The organism is Streptomyces hydrogenans (assembly GCF_014656075.1).
Classification (GTDB): Bacteria; Actinomycetota; Actinomycetes; order Streptomycetales; family Streptomycetaceae; genus Streptomyces; species Streptomyces hydrogenans.
The window spans coordinates 59,570-79,904 of sequence record NZ_BNBS01000029.1 but is presented as its reverse complement, the minus strand read 5'-3'; the positions used below and the strand labels follow the sequence as shown (position 1 = coordinate 79,904).

The 20,335-nt window shown below is 74.0% G+C and carries 17 protein-coding genes, 2 tRNA genes and 1 pseudogene; 15 read left to right on the top strand and 5 right to left on the bottom strand.

The genetic code is table 11. From position 1 onward, the window contains the following. Positions 1-2,879 (bottom strand): PAS domain-containing protein (locus IE321_RS15240; protein WP_190223285.1); only part of this gene is annotated, 2,879 nt, incomplete at its 3' end. Positions 2,880-3,029: 150 nt separating this feature from the next. After that, on the bottom strand, positions 3,030-3,485 hold the full coding sequence (locus tag IE321_RS15235; protein ID WP_043224839.1) for an SSI family serine proteinase inhibitor: 456 nt from the start codon (positions 3,483-3,485) through the stop codon (positions 3,030-3,032). A gap of 283 nt (positions 3,486-3,768) precedes the next feature. Here IE321_RS15235 and IE321_RS15230 point away from each other — a divergent pair. The 14 genes from IE321_RS15230 (at position 3,769) to IE321_RS15165 (ending at position 16,890) form a co-directional block, all read left to right on the top strand. Further along, a tRNA-Ser gene (locus IE321_RS15230) sits at positions 3,769-3,859 on the top strand. 315 nt (positions 3,860-4,174) lie between these two features. Beyond that, a tRNA-Arg gene (locus tag IE321_RS15225) sits at positions 4,175-4,247 on the top strand. Positions 4,248-4,383: 136 nt separating this feature from the next. Continuing rightward, positions 4,384-4,731 carry a hypothetical protein gene (locus IE321_RS15220; protein WP_190223284.1) on the top strand — a complete coding sequence of 116 codons (348 nt, stop codon included), beginning with the start codon at positions 4,384-4,386 and terminating at the stop codon, positions 4,729-4,731. Between the two features lie 90 nt (positions 4,732-4,821). Then, positions 4,822-5,187 carry a PH domain-containing protein gene (locus tag IE321_RS15215; RefSeq protein WP_043224835.1) on the top strand — a complete coding sequence of 122 codons (366 nt, stop codon included), beginning with the start codon at positions 4,822-4,824 and terminating at the stop codon, positions 5,185-5,187. 126 nt (positions 5,188-5,313) lie between these two features. Next, a complete protein-coding gene (locus IE321_RS15210) occupies positions 5,314-6,135 on the top strand; it encodes a BRO-N domain-containing protein (protein WP_043224833.1) in 822 nt (273 codons plus the stop codon). Positions 6,136-6,143: 8 nt separating this feature from the next. Further along, on the top strand, positions 6,144-7,046 hold the full coding sequence (locus IE321_RS15205) for a DUF2797 domain-containing protein (protein ID WP_190223283.1): 903 nt from the start codon (positions 6,144-6,146) through the stop codon (positions 7,044-7,046). 69 nt (positions 7,047-7,115) lie between these two features. Further along, a complete protein-coding gene (locus IE321_RS15200; RefSeq protein WP_043224829.1) occupies positions 7,116-7,451 on the top strand; it encodes an antibiotic biosynthesis monooxygenase family protein in 336 nt (111 codons plus the stop codon). Further along, the gene (locus IE321_RS15195) at positions 7,438-8,379 is read left to right on the top strand and encodes an amidohydrolase family protein (RefSeq protein ID WP_190223282.1); all 942 of its coding nucleotides are present in this window, start codon (positions 7,438-7,440) and stop codon (positions 8,377-8,379) included. The genes IE321_RS15200 and IE321_RS15195 overlap by 14 nt, the downstream gene beginning before the upstream one ends. Before the next feature lie 126 nt (positions 8,380-8,505). Beyond that, positions 8,506-9,261: a response regulator transcription factor gene (locus IE321_RS15190; RefSeq protein ID WP_043224826.1), complete on the top strand. Its 756-nt coding sequence runs from the start codon at positions 8,506-8,508 to the stop codon at positions 9,259-9,261. Positions 9,262-9,267: 6 nt separating this feature from the next. Next, positions 9,268-10,917: a sensor histidine kinase gene (locus tag IE321_RS15185; protein ID WP_190223281.1), complete on the top strand. Its 1,650-nt coding sequence runs from the start codon at positions 9,268-9,270 to the stop codon at positions 10,915-10,917. Positions 10,918-10,943: 26 nt separating this feature from the next. Beyond that, positions 10,944-12,227, top strand: coding sequence for a bifunctional glycosyltransferase family 2/GtrA family protein (locus tag IE321_RS15180; RefSeq protein WP_226652063.1), 1,284 nt, complete (start codon positions 10,944-10,946; stop codon positions 12,225-12,227). After that, positions 12,224-14,449: an ArnT family glycosyltransferase gene (locus IE321_RS15175; RefSeq protein ID WP_190223279.1), complete on the top strand. Its 2,226-nt coding sequence runs from the start codon at positions 12,224-12,226 to the stop codon at positions 14,447-14,449. Before IE321_RS15180 ends, IE321_RS15175 begins: the two co-directional genes overlap by 4 nt. A gap of 109 nt (positions 14,450-14,558) precedes the next feature. After that, positions 14,559-16,082 (top strand): MFS transporter, encoded by a 1,524-nt coding sequence (locus IE321_RS15170; RefSeq protein ID WP_190223278.1) that lies wholly within the window; start codon positions 14,559-14,561, stop codon positions 16,080-16,082. Positions 16,083-16,116: 34 nt separating this feature from the next. Further along, positions 16,117-16,890 (top strand): TetR/AcrR family transcriptional regulator, encoded by a 774-nt coding sequence (locus IE321_RS15165; protein ID WP_190223277.1) that lies wholly within the window; start codon positions 16,117-16,119, stop codon positions 16,888-16,890. Between the two features lie 84 nt (positions 16,891-16,974). Here the strand turns inward: IE321_RS15165 and IE321_RS15160 are convergent. Together IE321_RS15160 and IE321_RS15155 are read right to left on the bottom strand one after the other, a co-directional pair. Beyond that, positions 16,975-18,492, bottom strand: a pseudogene (locus tag IE321_RS15160) (MDR family MFS transporter); the annotation flags it as partial. Positions 18,493-18,666: 174 nt separating this feature from the next. Further along, a complete protein-coding gene (locus IE321_RS15155; protein ID WP_043224817.1) occupies positions 18,667-19,110 on the bottom strand; it encodes a MarR family winged helix-turn-helix transcriptional regulator in 444 nt (147 codons plus the stop codon). 189 nt (positions 19,111-19,299) lie between these two features. Here IE321_RS15155 and IE321_RS15150 point away from each other — a divergent pair, with 189 nt between their 5' ends. Next, positions 19,300-19,527 carry a hypothetical protein gene (locus IE321_RS15150; protein WP_043224815.1) on the top strand — a complete coding sequence of 76 codons (228 nt, stop codon included), beginning with the start codon at positions 19,300-19,302 and terminating at the stop codon, positions 19,525-19,527. Positions 19,528-19,606: 79 nt separating this feature from the next. Here IE321_RS15150 and IE321_RS15145 read toward each other — a convergent pair whose 3' ends face one another. Then, the gene (locus IE321_RS15145; RefSeq protein ID WP_190223275.1) at positions 19,607-20,200 is read right to left on the bottom strand and encodes a TetR family transcriptional regulator; all 594 of its coding nucleotides are present in this window, start codon (positions 20,198-20,200) and stop codon (positions 19,607-19,609) included. Between the last annotated feature and the right edge of the window lie 135 nt (positions 20,201-20,335).

Genomic DNA, 20,335 nt, shown 5'->3' with positions numbered 1-20,335 from the left:
GGTCTTCCTTGCGGGAGTTCGGTTCGGGGGGCGTACGGGCTCGGGGCCGAGCCGGCGGCCGGGGCCGGCGGGTCGAGCTCCGGCGGCGTCGCGAGCTTGCGGCGCCGGCCCGAACCGTTCGGCGAGGCGGCCACGGGCGTCCCGGCCTGCGCCGGAGGCGAGAAGGGCACCCCCTGGCCGAGCGTGCGCACGCTGAACGCCCGCCCCTGCGTGGAGTCCTTCGGCAGCGGCGCCGCCGGGGGGACGGAGGCGGGCAGGGGCATCGGAGCCGGGGCGGCGGCCGGCGCCGGGTGCGGCATCGGGAGTTCGGGAGGCAGCGGTACGGAACCGGTGCCGGTGCCGGTGCCGGTGCCGTGCGCGGGCGTGGCCGACGGGCCGGCCTGCGGGGCTGCCTGCGGGGCTGCCTGCGGGGCTGCCTGCGGGGCCGGTCCGGCGAGCGGCGCGGGCGCGGTGACCGGCGCTAGACCGGTCGGCGGGACCGCGGTGGCCGGTGCGGGCGCGGGTGCGTCCGGGGCCTCCGGGGCCGGCGGCGCCGGGCGGGGGTGCGGCTGCGGGGGCGTGTGACCGACGGGCACGTCCCGCACGGGCTCGTGCAGGTGCTCGTCGGGACCGGAACCGTCCCGTACGGCCTCCGGCTCCTCGCGGTCGGCCTGCGCGGGCGGCAGCGCGAACGGCGTCCGGGGGCCCGCCTCGGCGGCGGCGGCCCGCTCCTGCGCGGCGGCGAGCGCACGCCGACGGCGCCCGGTCGGCCGCTCGGCGGCCTCGGGGCCCTCCAGGGAGGCCACGGCCAGCACCCCCTGCGGGGCGGACGACAGGGCCGGGGTCAGCGCGGGAGCGCCGGACGGCTCGACGGCGACGCCCTGCGGCGGCACGGCGGCACCGAGCGCGGGCCGCTCCTGCGCGCCCTCGGCGGCGGTCACCACGGCGCCCTCGGCCGGGCGGCCCCGGCGCCGGCCGGTCGGCTCGACACCGGTGGACTGCTGGGCGGGGATCAGTTCGGCGGGGGCCGCGGCCTCCTCCGTACGGGCGCGGCGGCGTCCGCCACCGGTGGCCGGCACGGCGACCGCCCCGGCACCGCCCTCCGGCGAGACCGGGCTCTCCAGGAACGCGTCGGTGGACCCGCGCCGGGCCCGGCGCCGCCCGGAACCTCCCGAGGTCCCGCCGTCCTCCGCGGGACCGGTGGCCTGCGCGGGCAGCGCGGGAACGCCGCCGGTCGCCGCCTTCTCCTCCGGCTCCCCCGCCTCGTCCGGCGAGGTCTCCGGCCCGGCCCCGGACTCCGGCTCCGGGGCGGGCTCCGGCTTCCGCTCGGCCGCGGGAACGGTTCCCCGCCCCGCCCCGATCGGCACCTCCAGGACGTACGCGCCGCCGCTCGTCCCCGGCACCTCGTGGGTCTGCACGACACCGCCGTGCGCCGCCACGATGCCGCGCACGATGGGCCCGTGGACCGGGTCGCCGCCCGCGTAGGGCCCGCGGACCTCGATGCGGACGACGTCGCCGCGCTGCGCCGCCGCGACCACGATCGTCGAGTCGGCGGGGGTGGCCACGCCCTGCGCCGAGGCGCGGGTCTTGCCGGTGGCGTCGACCCCGGCCACGTCCGCGACGAGGTGGGCGAGCGCGGTCGTCAGCCGGCCCGCGTCGACCTCGGCCTCGATCGGCGGCGCGTGCACGGCGAACTGCGCGCGGCCCGGGCCGATCAGCTCCACGGCCGCGTCGATGCCGCCGGTCACGATCCCGTCGAGCAGCGCGACCTTCCGGTCCAGCTCCTCCTCGCCCGCGTCCAGCCGCTGGTAGCCCAGCACGTTGTCGACGAGCGCGGTCATCCGGGCGTACCCGGCGACCAGGTGGTGCAGCACCTGGTTGGCCTCGGGCCACAGCTGCACGCCGTCGTCGGCGGCGAGCGAACCCAGCTCGCCGCGCAGCTCCTCCAGCGGGCCGCGCAGCGACTCGGCCAGCACGGCGGTCAGCTGGGCGTGCCGGGAGGCGAGCGCCGCGTACTTCTCCGCCTGCGCCTCGCGCTCGGCGGCGTGCCGCTCGGCCCGGTCGGCGAGCTCGGCGGCGTGCTTCTCCACCAGCTCCTCGTGCGGCCGGCGGTCGGTGAAGGTCATGACGGCGCCGACGAGCTGGTCCCCGTCCCGCACCGGAGCGGTCGTCAGGTCGACCGGCACCCGGTCGCCGGCCTTCGACCACAGCACCTGGCCGCGCACCCGGTGCTTGCGGCCGGACTTGAGGGTGTCGGCGAGCGGGGACTCCTCGTACGGGAACGGCGTGCCGTCGGCGCGCTTGGCGAGGATCAGCGGGTGCAGCTCGGCGCCGCCCAGCTCGCCGGCCCGGTAGCCGAGGATCTGCGCGAAGGCGGGGTTCACCAGGACGACCCGGCCGTCGGTGTCCGTGCCGACGACGCCCTCGGACGCGGCCCGCAGGATCATCTCGGTCTGCCGCTGCGAGCGGGCCAGCTCGGCCTCGGTGTCGAGGGTGCCGGTGAGATCGCGGACGACGAGCATCAGCAGCTCGTCGCCGGTGTAGCTGCTGTACGAGTCGTACGCCTCGCGCCCGTCCTCCAGGCTGGCGCTCGTCACCTCCACCGGGAACTCGCCGCCGTCCGTGCGACGGGCGATCATCCGGGTCGGCGTGGTCCGGCCGCGCTCGTCCGCCGGATCGGGGCGGCGCATCGAGCCGGGGATCAGGCGCGAGTCGAAGGTCGGCAGCAGATCGAGCAGCCCGCGCCCGACGAGCGCGGTGCCGGGGGTCTCGAACATGCCGAGCGCGATGGTGTTGGCGTTGACGACCGTGCCGTTGCAGTTGACGAGCACGAGCCCGTCGGGAAGGGCATCGAGTATGGCTGCGAGGCGAGCAGCGCCTCGGGATGGCCTGCTGCTCACGACGACGCTTCCTCCCTGACGCCTGCAATTGCCTGCGGGCCGTGCCCGCGGTGTGCGCCGTCCGGCATGTGCCGTGACGGCGGGCCGGCCCCATCTTGCCCCTCGGGCGGCGGCCCTGTCACTGAGGGAGTCTAACGGCGCCCCCGATCGTCAGCCCCGGACGCTCGGAAGGAGCGGTTCCACGTTCTCCCAGCGGTCGATCTCGCAGCCGTTCGCGCGGGAGAAACGGGCGTCGATCCGCCGCCCCTGCCAGACGCCCGTCACCTGGGCGGTCACCGGGCCGCCGTGCACCTGCGCGCAGAGCGCGTCCGCCGGCACCGGCGCGAAGGGGTTCTCCCCGGCGCGCGCGAAGCCCTCCAGGCGCTCGCAGGCCCGCGCGGCCGCCGGGTGGTCGCCCTGCGGCGGGTCGTCGCAGGTCAGCTTCCAGCTGCCCTCGGCGTCCGGGTTCCCGCTGCCGGTGACGGTCACGGTCAGCGAGTCGGGCGGCGAGAGCAGCGGCAGCGGCGGGAGCGGCACGGCGGAGGCGGCGCCGACGGCGGTGCCGGCGAGCCCGGCGGCGAGGGCGGCGGCGAGACCACCGGCGAGAACGAGACGGCGCAGTGCCATGGAGCGACTCCGGATGCGTACGTACGGGAAGGGAGGATCGGGCGGACCGGGAAGCGGTGGGCGTCCGGTCACGGGCGGGGCGCCCCGCCACCTCTCTAACGCTGCGGCCCCATGGGCGTTGCGCAACCGGGGTGCGCCGGGCGGGGGCGGTCGTGCCGGTCCGGGGACGCGCCGAGGGCTTTGCCCTGGGCCCCGCCCGCCTAGTACGGTGAAAGCGATTGGTGGCACCAGGCTCGCCTGTGTCATCATCTGCACGCACCTTCCGCGCATGCGCGGGGTGCGAGGAGGCGTCGCCTAGTCCGGTCTATGGCGCCGCACTGCTAATGCGGTTTGGGTCTTACCACCCATCGAGGGTTCAAATCCCTCCGCCTCCGCCTCAAGGAAGCCCCGGCCCCACGGCCGGGGCTTCCGTCGTTCCCGGCCCGTTTCCCCCGCCCTCTTGCCAGGGGGAGCCCGGCCGGCCGACTCGCCTGTGACCCCGGTCTCTTCCGCCCCCTCCGGCCCCGTTTCCCCCGCCGGAACCCCCCGCTCCAGCTCGCCGCCCGTCGACCCCTCCGACGGCGTTTTCGCAGGTCAGAGGGGGTGGGCTAATCGGATTTCACATGACGGCGGGACTCATGTAATGTTCTTCCTGTCGCCGGGACAGCGGGCCGAAAGGGCCGGGAAACGGAGACAAGAACTAAAAACAAGCACTCGTAGCTTAACGGATAGAGCATCTGACTACGGATCAGAAGGTTGCAGGTTCGAATCCTGCCGAGTGCACACAGACAAGAGGCCCGGACGAGAGTCCGGGCCTCTTGCGTTGCCGGGGGCGTACAACCTTCCGGAGGGCTCCACGGTCTTGAGGGCGTGACGGGATCCGTCGCATCCATCGTGGTCCTTCGAGGAGGCACCTGTCGTGACACGCCCCCGGCCGTCCCGTCTCCGGTCCCGCGCCGTCACCGCGACGTACGACGTGCACTCCCGGACCGACACCGTCCAGGTCTCGGCGGAGTACGTGGCGTGGCGGGTGGGCACGGACACGACGATGGTGGCCGGGCGGGACGGGGGAGCGTCCGTGCGGCAGTCGTTCTGGGGGCCCCTCGTGGCGGGCGGGTGGATGGCCGTGGGCGACGGCTACGAGCTGCGCCGGATCGGCGGCGGTGGGAGCGTCCACCCCCTGGAGGCCGCGCGGCAGGTGGTCGTCGGGGACGCCTTCAAGGTGCCCGTGAACGGGGACTCCACCACGTACAAGTCGGTCTTCTGACCTTTTCCCCGGCGGTCGTTGCCAGGGGCGGGGCAGGTGGGGTTAGGTTCGGGTGATCGTATTTTTGTCTGAATAGTGGGGGGTAAGGGCATGGCGCTCTTCGGTAACGCGCACGCGATCGATCCGGCGCAGGCGCAGCAGGACTACGCGCGGCTGCTCGGGCAGGGGGAGCAGGTGCACGCCGCGTACCTGCTGATCCGCGACGTCATCTTCTTCACGGACCGGCGGCTCGTGCTGGTCGACAAGCAGGGCATCACCGGCAAGAAGGTCGAGTACCACTCGATCCCGTACCGGAGCATCACGCACTTCGCCGTCGAGACGGCCGGCACCTTCGACCTCGACGCCGAGCTGAAGATCTGGATCTCGGGCCAGCAGCTGCCCGTCACCAAGACGTTCACCAAGGGCGTCGACATCTACGAGGTGCAGGCGATCCTCACGCAGTTCGTCGCCCGCTGACGCACGGCGAGACTCGTACGAAGGCCCCGGGTTTGCCCGGGGCCTTCCCCTTTCGGGTGAACCCATCTGATTTGCATGTCAGTTGAATATGCCTTCGGCCTAGCGTGCGGGTGGAGGTGATCATCGTTGGACGCGATCGACATCGATGACTTCGTACGGGCCGCCGCAGGGGGCCGGTTGAGGCGGCTGACCGCGATCGACGGGGCGCACTGGTTCCCCGTCGTGGACGTGGCCCGGCAGCTCGGGTACGGGGGCCCGCGCAAGGCGCTGCGGAGCGTGGCGCTGCCCGCCTGGTGCCTCGCCCCCGCCCGCGAGCTGGCCCCGACCCCGGACATACTCGCGCGCAGCGGCATCCGGGGGACCGCGCGCATGGTGAGCCTCCCCGGCCTCGTCCAGCTCGTCACCGCCTGCCGCTCGCCCGAGGCCGGGCCGTTCCGGGCCTGGGTGGGCGAGCTGGTGGCCGAGGTGCAGCGGCACGGCGGCTACGGCCTCGAACCGGCCCCGGCGCACGGCGGGTCCGTGCTGCCGCCCGAACTCGTCGACGTCCTCGTCCGGCTGGAAGGCCACTTCGACGAGGGCGCCGCCGACCTCGCCGACTACGCGGAGCTGCTGCGCGAGACCCGGCGCAGCCTCTCAAGGGTCGCCGACTCCCTTGAGCGCTCCTTCGCCGTCCCCCACCAGCGCGGCGCCGACGACCCGCCCCGGCTCAGCGCGCGGGAGCTCGTCGAGTCCTGGGAGATCAGCGGCGACATGCGGGCCGTGGCCTGCTTCCTCGCCCCCGCCCTCGTCCGCGGCGGCGTCCGCTGCCGGCCCCAGGACGTCACCCGCCGCACCGGCCTCTCCGGCGAGCGCGTCCGCGACTGCGTCCGGCTGCTCATCGAGCGGGGCTGCATGCGCGAGGTCGGCGATCCCGGCCCGGACGGCACCCGGATCTACGTCCTGCCCTGAGGGGGAGGATGGGAGCGGCGGGACGAGGACGTGGGAGGTGGCCGGCCGTGTGGCGGAGTGGCGGCGTCGGATGGCGCGAGGGATCGGCCGTGCTGCGGTGGTGGGGCGGGCGGGTCAGCCCCGTCGCGTACGGGCGGGGGCTGACCTTCCGCGCCGTGGGGGGACGGGCCTGCGCGGGGGTGCGGGGCAACGCCTGCCCCGTCGCGGCCGAGGTGCCCGGGCGCTCCACCGGCGGGCTCTGCCCCGAGTGCGCCCGGCTCGACCGGGCCCACTCCGTGGCCGCCGACACCTTCGCCGACGACCCCCGGCCCTACCGCGTCTACCTCGCCTGGTTCGGGCCCGGCACCGTCAAGGTCGGGATCACCGGCGAGCACCGGGGGTCCGCGCGCCTCCTCGAACAGGGCGCCGTCGCCTTCTGCTGGCTCGGGCGCGGGCCGCTGATGGCCGCCCGGCGGACGGAGGAGGTGCTGCGGCAGGCGCTCGGCGTGCCCGACCGCGTGTCGTACGACCGGAAGCGGGCGCTGCGGATCGACCTCCCGGACAGCGCCGCCCGGGCGGCGGAGATCGAGGAGCTGTACGGGCGGGCGCTCGGCGTCGGGGGCTGGGGCGAGACGCTGGAGGCGCTGCCGTTCGCCGCGCACGACCACGGGGAGGTCTTCGGCCTCGGGGGGCTGCCCGCGCTCGACGGGACGGTCACCGAGCTCGTCGACGGCGGGGTCGTCACCGGACGGGTGCTCGCCGCCGCCGGGCCCGACCTCCATCTGCTCGACCCCGGCGGGCGCCACCTCGCGCTCGACGGGCGGCTGCTCGGGGGGTGGGGGCTGGAGCGGGGCGGGGACGGCGACGCCTGGAGCGTGCCGGTGGGCGGCGCACCGGGGCGGGAGGCCGGCGGCCAGGACGGACTGTTCTGATCGTAAAGTCTTGGATCCCTTTGCCGATGGCCGTGGACAGCGCCCGGCCCGTCCGGCGAGGGTGATCACATGACGCAGAAGCCCTTGTCCGGACTCGAACCGCCCTACTACACCGCCGTGTTCACCTCGCTGCGGCCCGACGCCCCCGAGGGGTACGCCGAGACCGCGGCGGACATGCGCGACCGCGTCGTGGAGATGCCGGGCTACCTCGGCCACGAGGCCGCCCGCACGCCCGGCGGCCTCGGCATCACCGTGGCCTACTTCCGTGACCTGGAGTCCCTCGACGCCTGGCGCCTCGACGCCGCGCACACGGCGGCGAAGGAGTACGGGCGGGAGCACTGGTACGAGGCGTACAGCGTGCACATCGGCAAGGTCGAGCGGAGCTACGGCTTTGAGCGGGAGTGACGCCACCGACGCCCGGGACGCGGTCACCGGCGTCCATGAGGCGGATCCCGTCCATGAGGCGGAGCTCGTCCGGGGGCTGACGGCGCGGCTCGGGCTGCCCGGGCTCGTCGACGTGCACACCCACTTCATGCCGAAGAACGTCCTCGACAAGGTCTGGGCGTACTTCGACGCGGTGGGCCCGCTGACCGGGCAGCCCTGGCCCATCACCTACCGCGAGGAGGAGGACCGGCGCGTCGAGCTGCTGCGCGGCTTCGGGGTGCTCGCCTTCACCTCGATGCTCTACCCGCACAAGCCCGGGATGGGCGCCTGGCTCAACGCCTGGGCCGCGGATTTCGCCGCACGGACCCCGGACTGCCTGCACACCGCGACCCTCTTCCCCGAGCCGGAGGCCGCCGCCTATGTGCGGCGGGCCCTCGACGACGGGGCCCGGGTCTTCAAGGTGCACCTCCAGGTCGGCGGCTTCGACCCGAACGACCCGCTGCTCGACGGGGTGTGGGGGCTGCTGGCCGAGAGCGGGACGCCGGTCGTCATCCACTGCGGCTCCGGGCCCGCGCCCGGCGCCTTCACCGGGCCAGGACCGGTCGGGGCGGTGCTCGCCCGGCACCCGCGGCTGCGGCTGGTCGTCGCGCACATGGGCATGCCGGAGTACGAGGACTTCCTCGGGCTCGCGGAGCGGTACGAGGGCGTGCGGCTGGACACCACCATGGCGTTCACCGACTTCAGCGAGCGGCTCGCGCCCTTCCCGCGCGACGCGCTCAAGCGGCTGGCCGGCCTCCAGGACCGGGTCCTGCTCGGCTCCGACTTCCCGAACATCCCGTATCCGTACGTCCACCAGCTGCACGCCCTCGAACGGCTCGGGCTCGGTGACGACTGGCTCCGGGCGGTCCTGCACGACAACGGAGCCGCACTGTTTCACGTGAAACCCTGACTCGGCCTGCCGCGCTGTTTCACGTGAAACCCTGATCGGTCCGCCCGCGCCTTCCGCGGGGCCTTTCTCAGGAAATTCACAGGAAAGCGAAAGAGGGATCTCAGCGGCGGCGGCGAGCGTGGGGCCATGACCGTCACCACTCGCAGCACTTCAGCCCGCCGCGGCACCCGCGCCGATCTGCTCCGTGCCGACGGCACCGCCGTCCGCGTCCTCGTCGTGGACGACGAGGCGTCCCTCTCCGAACTGCTCTCGATGGCCCTGCGCTACGAGGGCTGGCAGGTGCGCAGCGCCGGCGACGGGGCCGGCGCCCTGCGGGCCGTGCGCGAGTTCCGGCCCGACGTCGTCATCCTGGACATCATGCTCCCGGACGTCGACGGGCTCAGCCTGCTCGGCTCCATCCGGCGCGAGCTGCCCGAGGTGCCGGTCCTCTTCCTGACGGCGAAGGACGCCGTCGAGGACCGGATCGCGGGGCTCACCGCCGGCGGCGACGACTACGTCACCAAGCCGTTCAGCCTGGAGGAGGTCGTCGCCCGGCTGCGCGGTCTGATCCGGCGCTCCGGCGCCGCGCAGGCCCGCAGCGAGTCGGTGCTCGCGGTCGGCGACCTCACGCTCGACGAGGACAGCCACGAGGTCACCCGGGGCGGCGACTCGATCCACCTCACCGCGACCGAGTTCGAGCTGCTGCGCTACCTGATGCGCAACCCGCGCCGGGTGCTCAGCAAGGCGCAGATCCTCGACCGCGTGTGGTCGTACGACTTCGGAGGCCAGGCCAACGTCGTCGAGCTCTACATCTCCTACCTGCGCCGGAAGATCGACGCCGGACGCGCGCCGATGATCCACACCAGGCGGGGGGCCGGTTACCTCATCAAGCCGGGGGAGTAGCCCCGCATGCCCCTCCGCCCCCGGCGGCCCTGGTCGCTGCGGACGCGGCTCGTGGTCTCCGCCGTCGCGCTGATCGCGGTCGTCGCGGCCGTCATCGGCACCGTCACCACCATCGCGTACCGCTCCTACCTCTACGACCGGGCCGACGAACAGCTCACGGCGCTCGCCCAGCGGGCCGCCGGGCCCCCGGCCGTGCCCTTCGGGCCGGACCCGGGCCGGGACCGCGAACCCCTCGCCTTCCTCGGCACGCCGGGCTCGCCGATAGGCACCCTCGGCGCCGTCGTGGACGGCGGGGAGGTCACCGAGGCGGGGTACTCCACGGAGGTCCCCGGCAGCGGCACCGGCGACGGACCCCGCTTCCCGGTCGAGAAGCTGGACGCGGCGCAGGAGTCCGCCCTCGCGGACGTGCCCCGCGACGGCCGGGCGCACACGGTCGAGCTGCCCGGCGGGCTGGGCTCGTACCGGGTCGTGTACGCCGAGGGCGTCCACGGCACCTTCCTCACCGGCATCCCGCTCGCCGAGGTCGAGAGCGGCCTCTCCACCCTCGTCCTCGTCGAACTCAGCCTCACCGGCGCCTCCCTCGCCGCCGCCTCCCTCGCCGGGACGGTGCTCGTGCGGATCGCGCTGCGGCCGCTGCGCCGGGTCGCCGCCACCGCCTCCCAGGTCGCCCGGCTGCCGCTGCACAGCGGCGAGGTCGCGCTCCACCAGCGGGTCCCGGAGGCCGAGGCCGATCCCCGGACCGAGGTCGGGCAGGTCGGCGCCGCGCTCAACCGGATGCTCGACCACGTCCACGCGGCCCTCGACGCCCGTCAGCAGAGCGAGACCCGGGTCCGCCGGTTCGTCGCCGACGCCAGCCACGAACTGCGCACCCCGCTCGCCTCCATCCGCGGCTACGCCGAACTCACCCGGCGCGGACGGGAGGAGTGTGGGCCCGACACCCGGCACGCGCTCGGCCGGATCGAGTCCGAGGCCACCCGCATGACGGGGCTGGTCGAGGACCTGCTGCTGCTCGCCCGGCTCGACGCCGGACGCCCCCTCTCGTACGAGAGCACCGACCTCGTCCCGCTCGTCGTGGACGCCGTCGGCGACGCCCGCGCCGCCGGCCCCGACCACCACTGGCGCCTCGAACTGCCCGGGGAGACCGAGGAGACCGAGGAGACCGGAGAGGCGGGAGGGGCGGGAGGGGTCGCGGGGGCGGGGGGACCCGGGGAGGCCGGGCCGCCGGTCGTCCGGGGTGACGCCGCCCGGCTCCAGCAGGTGCTGCTCAACCTGCTCGCCAACGCCCGCACCCACACCCCGCCCGGGACCACGGTCACCGCGCGCGTGCGCGCCGAGGGCGCGGCCGTCGTCGTCGAGGTCCAGGACGACGGACCCGGCATCCCGGCCGAGCTGCTGCCCGCCGTCTTCGAGCGCTTCGCCCGCGGCGACGCCTCCCGCTCCCGGCAGGCCGGCTCCACCGGGCTCGGCCTCGCCATCGTGCGGGCCGTCGTCACCGCCCACGGCGGCGAGGTGACCGTCGCGTCGGTCCCCGGACGGACCGTCTTCTCGGTGACCCTCCCGGCGGCGGCGCACCCCCGGCCGCACACCGAGAACCACCCCCAGCCGCTCGCACCGGCGCACTCACAGGCGGACCACAGGCTGATCACACAGCCGTGACAGCGGGCCCGGCGAGGGTCGTGGACATGCGAACCCACACCCTCGCGGGGCCCGCGACGCAGGCCCCCGGCACCCTCCCCGCCCGGGAGCACCTGCCGGTGAGCGAAGCGGGACGGCCCGTTCTGGACGTGGTGATCCCCGTCTACAACGAGGAGAAGGACCTGGAGCCGTGCGTCCGCCGGCTCCACGCGCACCTGGAGCGCACCTTCCCGTACGGCTTCCGCGTCACCGTCGCCGACAACGCCTCCACCGACGCCACGCCCGACATCGCCGCCGCCCTCGCCGCCGAGCTGCCCGAGGTGCGGTCCGTACGGCTCGAACAGAAGGGGCGCGGCCGGGCGCTGCGGACCGTGTGGTCGGCCTCCGACGCCCCCGTCCTCGCCTACATGGACGTGGACCTCTCCACCGACCTCAACGCGCTGCTCCCGCTCGTCGCGCCGCTGATCTCCGGCCACTCCGACCTGGCCATCGGCTCCCGGCTCGCCCGCTCCTCGCGGGTGGTGCGCGGCCCCAAGCGGGAGTTCATCTCCCGGGCCTACAACCTGATCCTGCGCGGTTCGCTCGCCGCCCGCTTCTCCGACGCCCAGTGCGGCTTCAAGGCGATCCGGCGCGACGTCGCCGAGCGGCTGCTGCCGATGGTCGAGGACACCGGCTGGTTCTTCGACACCGAGATGCTGGTGCTCGCCGAGCGGGCCGGGCTGCGGATCCACGAGGTGCCGGTCGACTGGGTCGACGACCCCGACTCGACCGTGCACCTCGTGCGGACCGCCACCGACGACCTCAAGGGCGTGTGGCGGGTCGGCCGGGCGCTCGCGACCGGCTCGCTGGCGCTGGACCGGCTCGCCCGGCCCTTCGGCGACGACCCGCGCGACCGCGACCTCTCCGGCGTCCCCGGCGGACTCGCCCGCCAGCTCGTCGGCTTCTGCGTGGTCGGCGTGCTCTCCACGCTCTTCTACCTCGTCCTGTACTCCCTCTTCCGGCTCGGCACCGGCGCCCAGCTCGCCAACGCGGGTGCCCTCCTCGTCTCCGCCGTCGCCAACACGGCCGCCAACCGGCGGCTCACCTTCGGCGTCCGGGGACGCGACCGGGCCGTCCGCCACCAGGCGCAGGGGCTCGTCGTCTTCGCCATCGGCCTCGTCCTGACCAGCGGGTCGCTCGCCGCGCTCGGCGCGGCCACCGGCGACCCGGCGCACTCCACCGAACTCGCCGTGCTCGTCGTCGCCAACCTCGCCGCGACCGTCCTGCGCTTCCTGCTCTTCCGGCTCTGGGTCTTCCCGGAGCGCCGACACCCCACGGGGGCCGACCGATGACCGCAACGACCCCGACCGCGGCGCACGCCGCGCCGACCGCCAGGACCGGGCGGCTCGCCCGGCTGTGGCGCGGCCGCCCCGAGGACGCCCCCTGGGCGCGCCCGGCCTTCCTCGGCCTGCTCGCCGTCACCACCGCGCTCTACCTGTGGAACCTGAGCGCCTCCGGCTACGCCAACTCCTTCTACTCGGCGGCCGTCCAGGCCGGCGGCGAGAGCTGGAAGGCGTTCTTCTTCGGCTCGCTCGACGCGGCCAACGCCATCACCGTCGACAAGCCGCCGGCCGCGCTCTGGCCGATGGCGCTCTCCGTCCGCCTCTTCGGCCTCGGCTCCTGGCAGATCCTGCTGCCCGAGGTGCTGATGGGCGTGGGCACGGTCGCCGTCCTGTACGCGGCCGTCCGCCGCCGCTTCGGGGCGGGTGCCGGACTGATCGCGGGCGCGGTGCTCGCGCTGACCCCGGTCGCCGCGCTGATGTTCCGCTTCAACAACCCGGACGCGCTGCTCGCGCTGCTCATGACCGTGGCCGTGTACGGCGTGCTGCGGGCCCTGGAGCGGGCCGAGGGCGCCGCGAAGTGGCTGGTCCTGGCGGGTGTCGCCTTCGGCTTCGCCTTCCTGACGAAGACCCTCCAGGCGTTCCTGATCCTGCCGCCGCTCGCGCTCGTGTACGCGGTGTGCGCCCCGGCCCGGCCGCTGCGGCGGTTCGGTCAGCTGGGCCTCGCCGGGCTCGCGCTGGTCGTCTCCGGCGGCTGGTGGGTGGCGCTCGTCGAGCTCTGGCCGGCGGCCTCGCGCCCGTACGTCGGCGGCTCGCAGAACAACAGCTTCCTGGAGCTGACCTTCGGCTACAACGGCCTCGGCCGGATCAACGGCAACGAGGTCGGCAGCGTCGGCGGCGGGGGCGGCGGGGGACAGGGCGGCGGCTGGGGCGAGACCGGCCCGCTGCGCATGTTCAACGACTCCATCGGCGGCCAGATCTCCTGGCTGCTCCCGGCCGCGCTGCTGCTGCTCCTCGCCGGGCTCGTCGTCACGTGGCGGGTGCCGCGCACCGACACGGCCCGGGCCGCGTTCCTGGTGTGGGGCGGGGCGCTGCTGATGACGCTGGGCGTCTTCAGCTTCATGGCAGGCATCTTCCACGAGTACTACACGGTGGCCCTGGCGCCGTACCTCGCCGCCCTGATCGGCATGGGCGCGGCGGTGCTGTGGGAGGAGCGGACGAGGTTCGCCGCCTCGGCGGGCCTCGCGGCGGCGGCGGGCGTGACGGCCTGGTGGGGCTGGACGCTCCTGGGCCGGACGCCGGACCACCTGCCGTGGCTGCGCTGGACCGTGCTCGTCGCGGGCGCGGTGGCCGCGCTCGGCCTGCCCGCCGCAGGCCGGGCCGACCGGCGCCTCGGCCTCGCCGCCGCGGGGCTCGGCCTGGCGGCGGGACTCGCGGGGCCGTTCGCGTACACCCTGGAGACGCTCTCCACCGGCCACCAGGGCTCCATCGTCACGGCGGGTCCCGCGGGTGCCGGCTTCGGCGGCCGGGGGCCGGGTGGCGGCGGCCCGCGCATGGACGGTGGTGACGGCGGCCGGAACGGCGGCACGCAGCCCCCGAACGGCTTCCCGGGCGGCGGTCAGGCCCAGGGGGGTCAGTTCCAGGGAGGCCAGTTCCCGGGCGGCCGGATGCAGCCCCCCGGCGGGCAGTTCCAGGGAGGCCAGAACCAGCCCTCCACCGGGCAGAACCAGCCCTCCACCGGGCAGAACCAGCCCTCCACCGGGCAGACCGGCCAGACCGGCCAGGCCCCCGCCGGCCAGATGCCCGGCTTCGGCGAGCGCGGTGGCATGGGTGGGGGCGGGGGCATGGGCGGGCTGCTCAACGGCGCCAGTGTCGGTGCGGAGGCGAAGGAGAAGCTGCTCCAGGACGCCGACGCGTACACCTGGGCCGCCGCCGCGGTCGGCGCCCAGAACGCGGCGAGCTACCAGCTCGCCACCGAGAAGCCCGTCATGGCGATCGGCGGCTTCAACGGCAGCGACCCGTCCCCGACCCTCGCCCAGTTCAAGGAGTACGTCGCCGAGGGGAAGATCCACTACTTCATCGGAAGCGGTGGCGGCGGTGGCATGGGGGGCGGCATGGGCGGCCCCGGCGGCGGTGCCGGCTCCAGCTCCGAGATCAGCACCTGGGTCCAGGAGAACTTCGCCGCCGTCACCGTCGGAAGCGCCACCTTCTACGACCTGACCAGCGAGAAGTAGCCAAGCGCGGGCGGGTTCAGTCAGGTCCGCGGTAAAGCGCTATACAGCGTAAGAGACCTCCTATACGGTGTACGAGCCCTGTTCCTCGTACACCGTATAAGGAGTTTCCATGACGGCCACGCCCACGGCCGCGCCGCAGGCCGCCGGCGGCCACCCGCAGCGCTGGCTGATCCTCGGCGTCATCTGCCTCGCCCAGCTCACCGTCCTCCTCGACAACACCGTCCTCAGCGTCGCCATCCCCTCGCTGACCACGGAGCTGCACGCCTCCACCAGCGACATCCAGTGGATGATCAACGCCTACTCGCTGGTCCAGTCCGGCCTCCTCCTCTCCGCCGGAAACGCCGCCGACCGCTACGGCCGCAAGAAGCTGCTCGCCGTCGGTCTCGCCCTCTTCGGCCTCGGCTCGCTCGCCGCCGGCCTGGCCGACTCCACCGGTCAGCTGATCGCCGCCCGCGCGGGCATGGGCGTCGGCGGAGCGCTCCTGATGACCACCACGCTCGCCGTCGTCATGCAGATCTTCGACGACTCCGAGCGCGTGAAGGCCATCGCGCTCTGGGCCACCGTCAGCTCGCTCGGCTTCGCCGCCGGACCGCTGATCGGCGGCGCGATCCTCAACCACTTCTGGTGGGGGATGATCTTCCTCATCAACATCCCGGTGGCCGTGATCGGCCTGGTCGCCGTCCTCAAGCTGGTCCCCGAGTCGAAGAACCCGCAGGGCGACCGCCCCGACCTGATGGGCGCGCTGCTCTCCACCATTGGCATGACCGCGGCCGTGTACGCGATCATCACCGGCCCCGAGCACGGCTGGACCTCCACCGAGGTGCTGGTCCCGGCCGCGATCGGCGTCGTGGTGCTCGCCGCGTTCGCGCTGTGGGAGCTGCGGACCCCGTACCCGATGCTCGACATGCACTTCTTCCGCAACCAGAAGTTCGTGGGCGCGGTCGCCGGCGCGATCCTCGTGATGTTCGGGATGGGCGGCTCGATGTTCCTGCTCACCCAGCACCTCCAGTTCGTGCTCGGGTACGAGCCGCTGGAGGCGGGCCTGCGGATGGCGCCCCTCGCGCTGACCGTCGTCCTCCTCAACCTCAGCGGCATCGGCCCGCGGATCGTGATGAAGCTCGGCACCCCGCTGACCGTGACGGTCGGCATGACGCTGGTCGCGGCCGGTCTCGCCTCGATCGCCCTGATCGGCGGCGGCTCCGACGGCACGTACTGGGGCATGCTGCTCGGCCTGGTCCTCATGGGCACCGGCCTCGCGGTCTCCAACCCGGCCATGGCCAACGCGATCATGAGCGCGATCCCGCCGGAGAAGGCGGGCGTCGGCGCGGGCGTCAACGGCACCCTTGCCGAGTTCGGCAACGGCCTCGGCGTCGCTGTCCTCGGCGCCGTCCTCAACGCCCGCTTCGCCGCCCTCGTCACCGTCACCGCGGCCTCGCTCCCCGCGGCCCTCGCGGCGGCCGGCGACGAGGCCGAGCGGGCGCGGATCTCCGACGCCTTCGCCTCCGGGCTGCAGACCAGCCAGCTGGTCGGCGCCGCCGCCGTCCTCGTGGGCGGGCTGCTCGCGGCCTTCCTGCTGAAGCGGGCGGAGCGGGTGGAGCAGTCCGCGGCACCCGAGCCCGTCGTCGCTGCCTAGCATGGTGGCGAGCGCCGACGGACGGAGGAACCGCATGGTCAAGGCTGCGGACCGGGAGAAGAACCCGGCGGGCTCCAGCGTCTGGCTGGAGCGGCGGGCCGCCCGCAGCGGCGGCGGCCCGGCCGGGCTCGACCGCGAGCGGATCGTGGCGGCCTCCGTCCGCATGCTCGACCGGGACGGCCTCGGCAAGCTGTCGATGCGCCGGCTCGCGGCCGAGCTCGGGGTCACCGCGATGTCCCTGTACTGGTACGTGGACACCAAGGACGACATCATCGAGTACGCGATCGACACCGTGTACGCCGAGATCGACCTGGACGCGGTCGCCGCCGGCGCCGACTGGCGCGAGCGCCTGCGGACGCTCGCCCTGCACTACCGCCGGATGCTCGTCCGGCACCCGTGGATGTCACCGTGCGCGGGCCAGTACCTGAACATCGGGCCGCACGCGATCGCCGTCGGCGCGAGGATCCAGGAGACGATCCGGGACACCGGGCTGCCGATCGGCCGGCAGCCGAGCGCGATGTCGGCCGTCTTCCAGTTCGTGTACGGCTACGGGACCATCGAGTCGCAGTTCGGGCGGCGGGCCGTCGAGGCCGGGATGGACGCGGACGACTTCTACGAGAAGTCGATCAAGGCGTTCCGGGACGACCCCGCCTTCATGGAGTCGGTCAAGCCGATGGAGGACCTCCTGGAGGAGCGGGCCACGCACGGCTCGGTGTCGGCCATCTGGGACCGGGACTTCGCCTTCGCCCTGGACATCCTCGTCTCGGGCATCGAGGCGATGGTCGACCGGGAGGCCCCGGGAACATGACGGAGCGGCGGGCCGTCCCCTGCCCGCCGCTCCGTTCGTACCCCGGCCGCGCCTCCGCTCGAAGCGCGGCCGGGAGTCTTTCTAGGCGTCCTCCGCCGTGACGGTGCTGCTCTTCAGCGCGACCTCCTTGATGAAGAGCGTCACCAGGAAGGCGAGCAGCGCGAAGGGCGCCGCGTAGAGGAAGACGTCGCCGACGCCGTGGCCGTACGCGCTCTCCATGACCGTGCGGATCGGGGCGGGCAGCTTGTCCATGTCGGGGATGGCGCCGCCGGTGCCGCCCTGGCCCATCGCCGCCGCGGCCTTCGGGCCGAGCTCGGCCATGCCCTCCTTGACGTAGTCGGTGACCCGGTGGGCCATGACCGCGCCGAGCGCCGAGACGCCGATCGCGCCGCCGAGGGAGCGGAAGAAGGTGACGACGGAGGAGGCGGAGCCGAGGTCGGCCGGGGCCACCTGGTTCTGGGTGCAGAGCACCAGGTTCTGCATCATCATGCCGATGCCCAGGCCGAGGACCGCCATGAAGAGGGCGATGTGCCAGTACGGGGTGTCGTACCGCAGGGTGCCCAGGAGGCCGAGGCCCGCGGTGGCGAGCGCGCCGCCGCTGATCAGCCAGGCCTTCCAGCGACCGGTCTTGGTGATGATCAGACCGGAGGCCGTCGAGGAGACGAAGAGGCCGGCGATCATCGGGATGGTGAGGACGCCGGACATGGTCGGCGACTCGTTGCGGGCCAGCTGGAAGTACTGGCTGAAGAAGACCGTGCCGGCGAACATCGCGACGCCGACGAAGAGCGAGGCGAGGGAGGCGAGGGTGATGGTCCGGTTGCGGAAGAGCCGCAGCGGGATGATCGGCTCGGACGCCTTGGACTCGACGAGCACGAAGACCGCGCCGAGCAGCACCGAACCGCCGACCATGGCGGCCGTCTGCCAGGACATCCAGTCGTACTTGTCGCCGGCGAAGGTGACCCAGACGAGCAGCAGGGAGACGGCGGCGCTGATGAAGAAGGCGCCGGCCCAGTCGACCTTGACCTCGCGCTTCACGACGGGGAGCTTGAGGGTCTTCTGGAGGACGATCAGGGCGATGATCGCGAACGGCACGCCGACGTAGAAGCACCAGCGCCAGCCGAGCCACTCGGTGTCGGTGATGACGCCGCCGAGCAGCGGGCCGCCGACGGTGGCGACGGCGAAGACCGCGCCGAGGTAGCCGCTGTAGCGGCCGCGCTCACGGGGGGCGATCATCGCGGCGAGGATGATCTGGGAGAGGGCGGTGAGACCGCCGACGCCGACGCCCTGGACCACGCGGCAGGCGATGAGCATGCCGGTGGACTGGGAGAGACCGGCGACGATCGAGCCCGCGACGTAGATCGTCAGGGCTATCTGGATGAGCAGCTTCTTGGAGAAGAGGTCCGCCAGCTTGCCCCAGAGCGGGGTGGTGGCGGTCATCGACAGCAGGGTCGCGGTGACGACCCAGGTGTAGGCGGACTGGCCGCCCTCCAGGTCGGTGATGATCTGGGGGAGGGCGTTGGAGACGATCGTCGAGGACAGGATGGCGACGAACATCCCGAGCAGCAGCCCGGAGAGCGCCTCCATGATCTGACGGTGCGTCATCGGAGCCGCGGAGTCTCCGGTCTCGGCCGGGGCGCTCCGCACACCGGTGTCGGGTGTGGTCGTAGCCATGAAGTGGGATTCCTCTGGTCTCAAGCGAGTTCGGGCGCGTTCGGGCGCGTTCGGGCACGCCGGGCAGGCGGGCGGGCCGGACGGCCTCACGCGTGGTCGGCGTGGTCAGGCGTGCGTGGCCCGGCAGTCCCCGAAGGAGTCGCGGAGCCGGGCGAGCAGGGTGGTGAGCAGTGCGACGTCGTCGTCGGACCACTCGGCGAGGTAGTGGGTGAAGGCGCCGGTCACCCGGCGGTCGAGCTCGGTGAGCATCGCGAAGCCCTCGGGGCTCAGCCGCAGGATGCGGGAGCGGCCGTCGTCGGGGTCGGGCAGTCGCTCGACCCAGCCGCGGGAGACGGTGTGCGCCACGTGGCGGCTGCACACCGACATGTCCACGGCCATGAGCTCGGCCAGCCGGCTCGTCCGCATGTCGCCGTGGTGCTTGAGCAGGGCGAGCACGGCGGCGGCGCCGCCCTGGCAGTCGCCCGGCAGGACGCGGGCGACCCCGCGCTTCACGGCGCCGAACGCGCTGATGGCGCGGGCGAGGTCCTCGTAGCGGCTGCTCGGCTCCACAAGGACCCCTTCCAACTTGTTGCTTAGGGCAACCATAGAGATGGATGGTTGCTCCAGGCAAACTAAATCGGTCAAACGGCGCTAAAGAATCGGCAAAGGGGAGGCGAGGAGGGGGCGAGGGGGAGGGTCGGGGTCGGCCGGGGCCCGGAGCTTGGGCCCCTCCCTCCGGTTTCGCTAGGGTCCTGGGCCATGGCACACAACCCGCAAGCACCGTACGGCCAGGGCGCCCAGGGCCCCGAGGGCTACGACCCCGCCGGCAGCACCCAGATGTTCCGCGCCTTCGTCGACGAGGGCACCCCGCCGCACCAGCCGCAGCAGGTGGCGGCCGCCTCGGGCGGTCCGCGCGTCGGCGTCATCGCCGGCGTGATCGCCGCGATCGTGGTCGTGGCGGGGGTCGTCTGGCTCGCCGCGTTCTGACACCCGCTCCCCCCGAAGGGGCCGGATCCCGCCGGGACCGGCCCCTTCTTCGTACCCCGGTACTCGTAGGGGCCGGCGGCTACACGGCGTCCAGGGCCGGGGCCAGCTGGGCGAAGGCCCGCACGATCAGGACGAGCGGATCGGCGCCCCCGGCTCCGGCCTCCTCGCTCCAGCGGCGCAGCACCGTGTCGAAGGCGGTGAGCGCCATGCCCGCCGCGAGCCGCGGGTAGAGCGAGTCCGCGGGGTCGAGCCCGAGCCGGACGGCCAGCTCCCCGGCCAGCTCCTCGCGCCAGCCGGCCTCGTGCTCCAGGAAGCGGGCCAGCAGCGCGGGCGTCCGCAGGATCAGCCGGACGACGGGCAGGGTGCGCTCGGCGTGGTCGCCGCAGGCGGCGAGCGGCACGGAGACCGCGTGCAGCAGCGCGGCCGAGGGCCGCTCGCCGGCCGGTCGGGCGGCCAGCTCGGCCCGCATGTCGGCGCCCATCCCGGCCAGGAACTGGACGACGACGTCGTCCTTGGACGCGAAGTAGCGGAAGAAGGTCCGCTTGGAGACGCCGACGGCCGTCGCGATCTCGTCGACCGTCACCGCCTCGAAGCCCCGGTGCGCGAAGAGCTGGAGCGCGGTCTCGGTCAGCTCCGTGGCCACCAGCTCCCGCTTGCGCTGAGCGAGCGTCACGGCGCGCGGGGCGGGGCCGGGCGCGGTGCGGCCGGGCGCGCTGGGACGGGACGCGGCGGACGCGGACGCGCTGGGGCCGGATCCGGCAGGGCCGGGCGCGGCGGGGCCGGGCGCGGCGAAACCGGACGCGCTGGG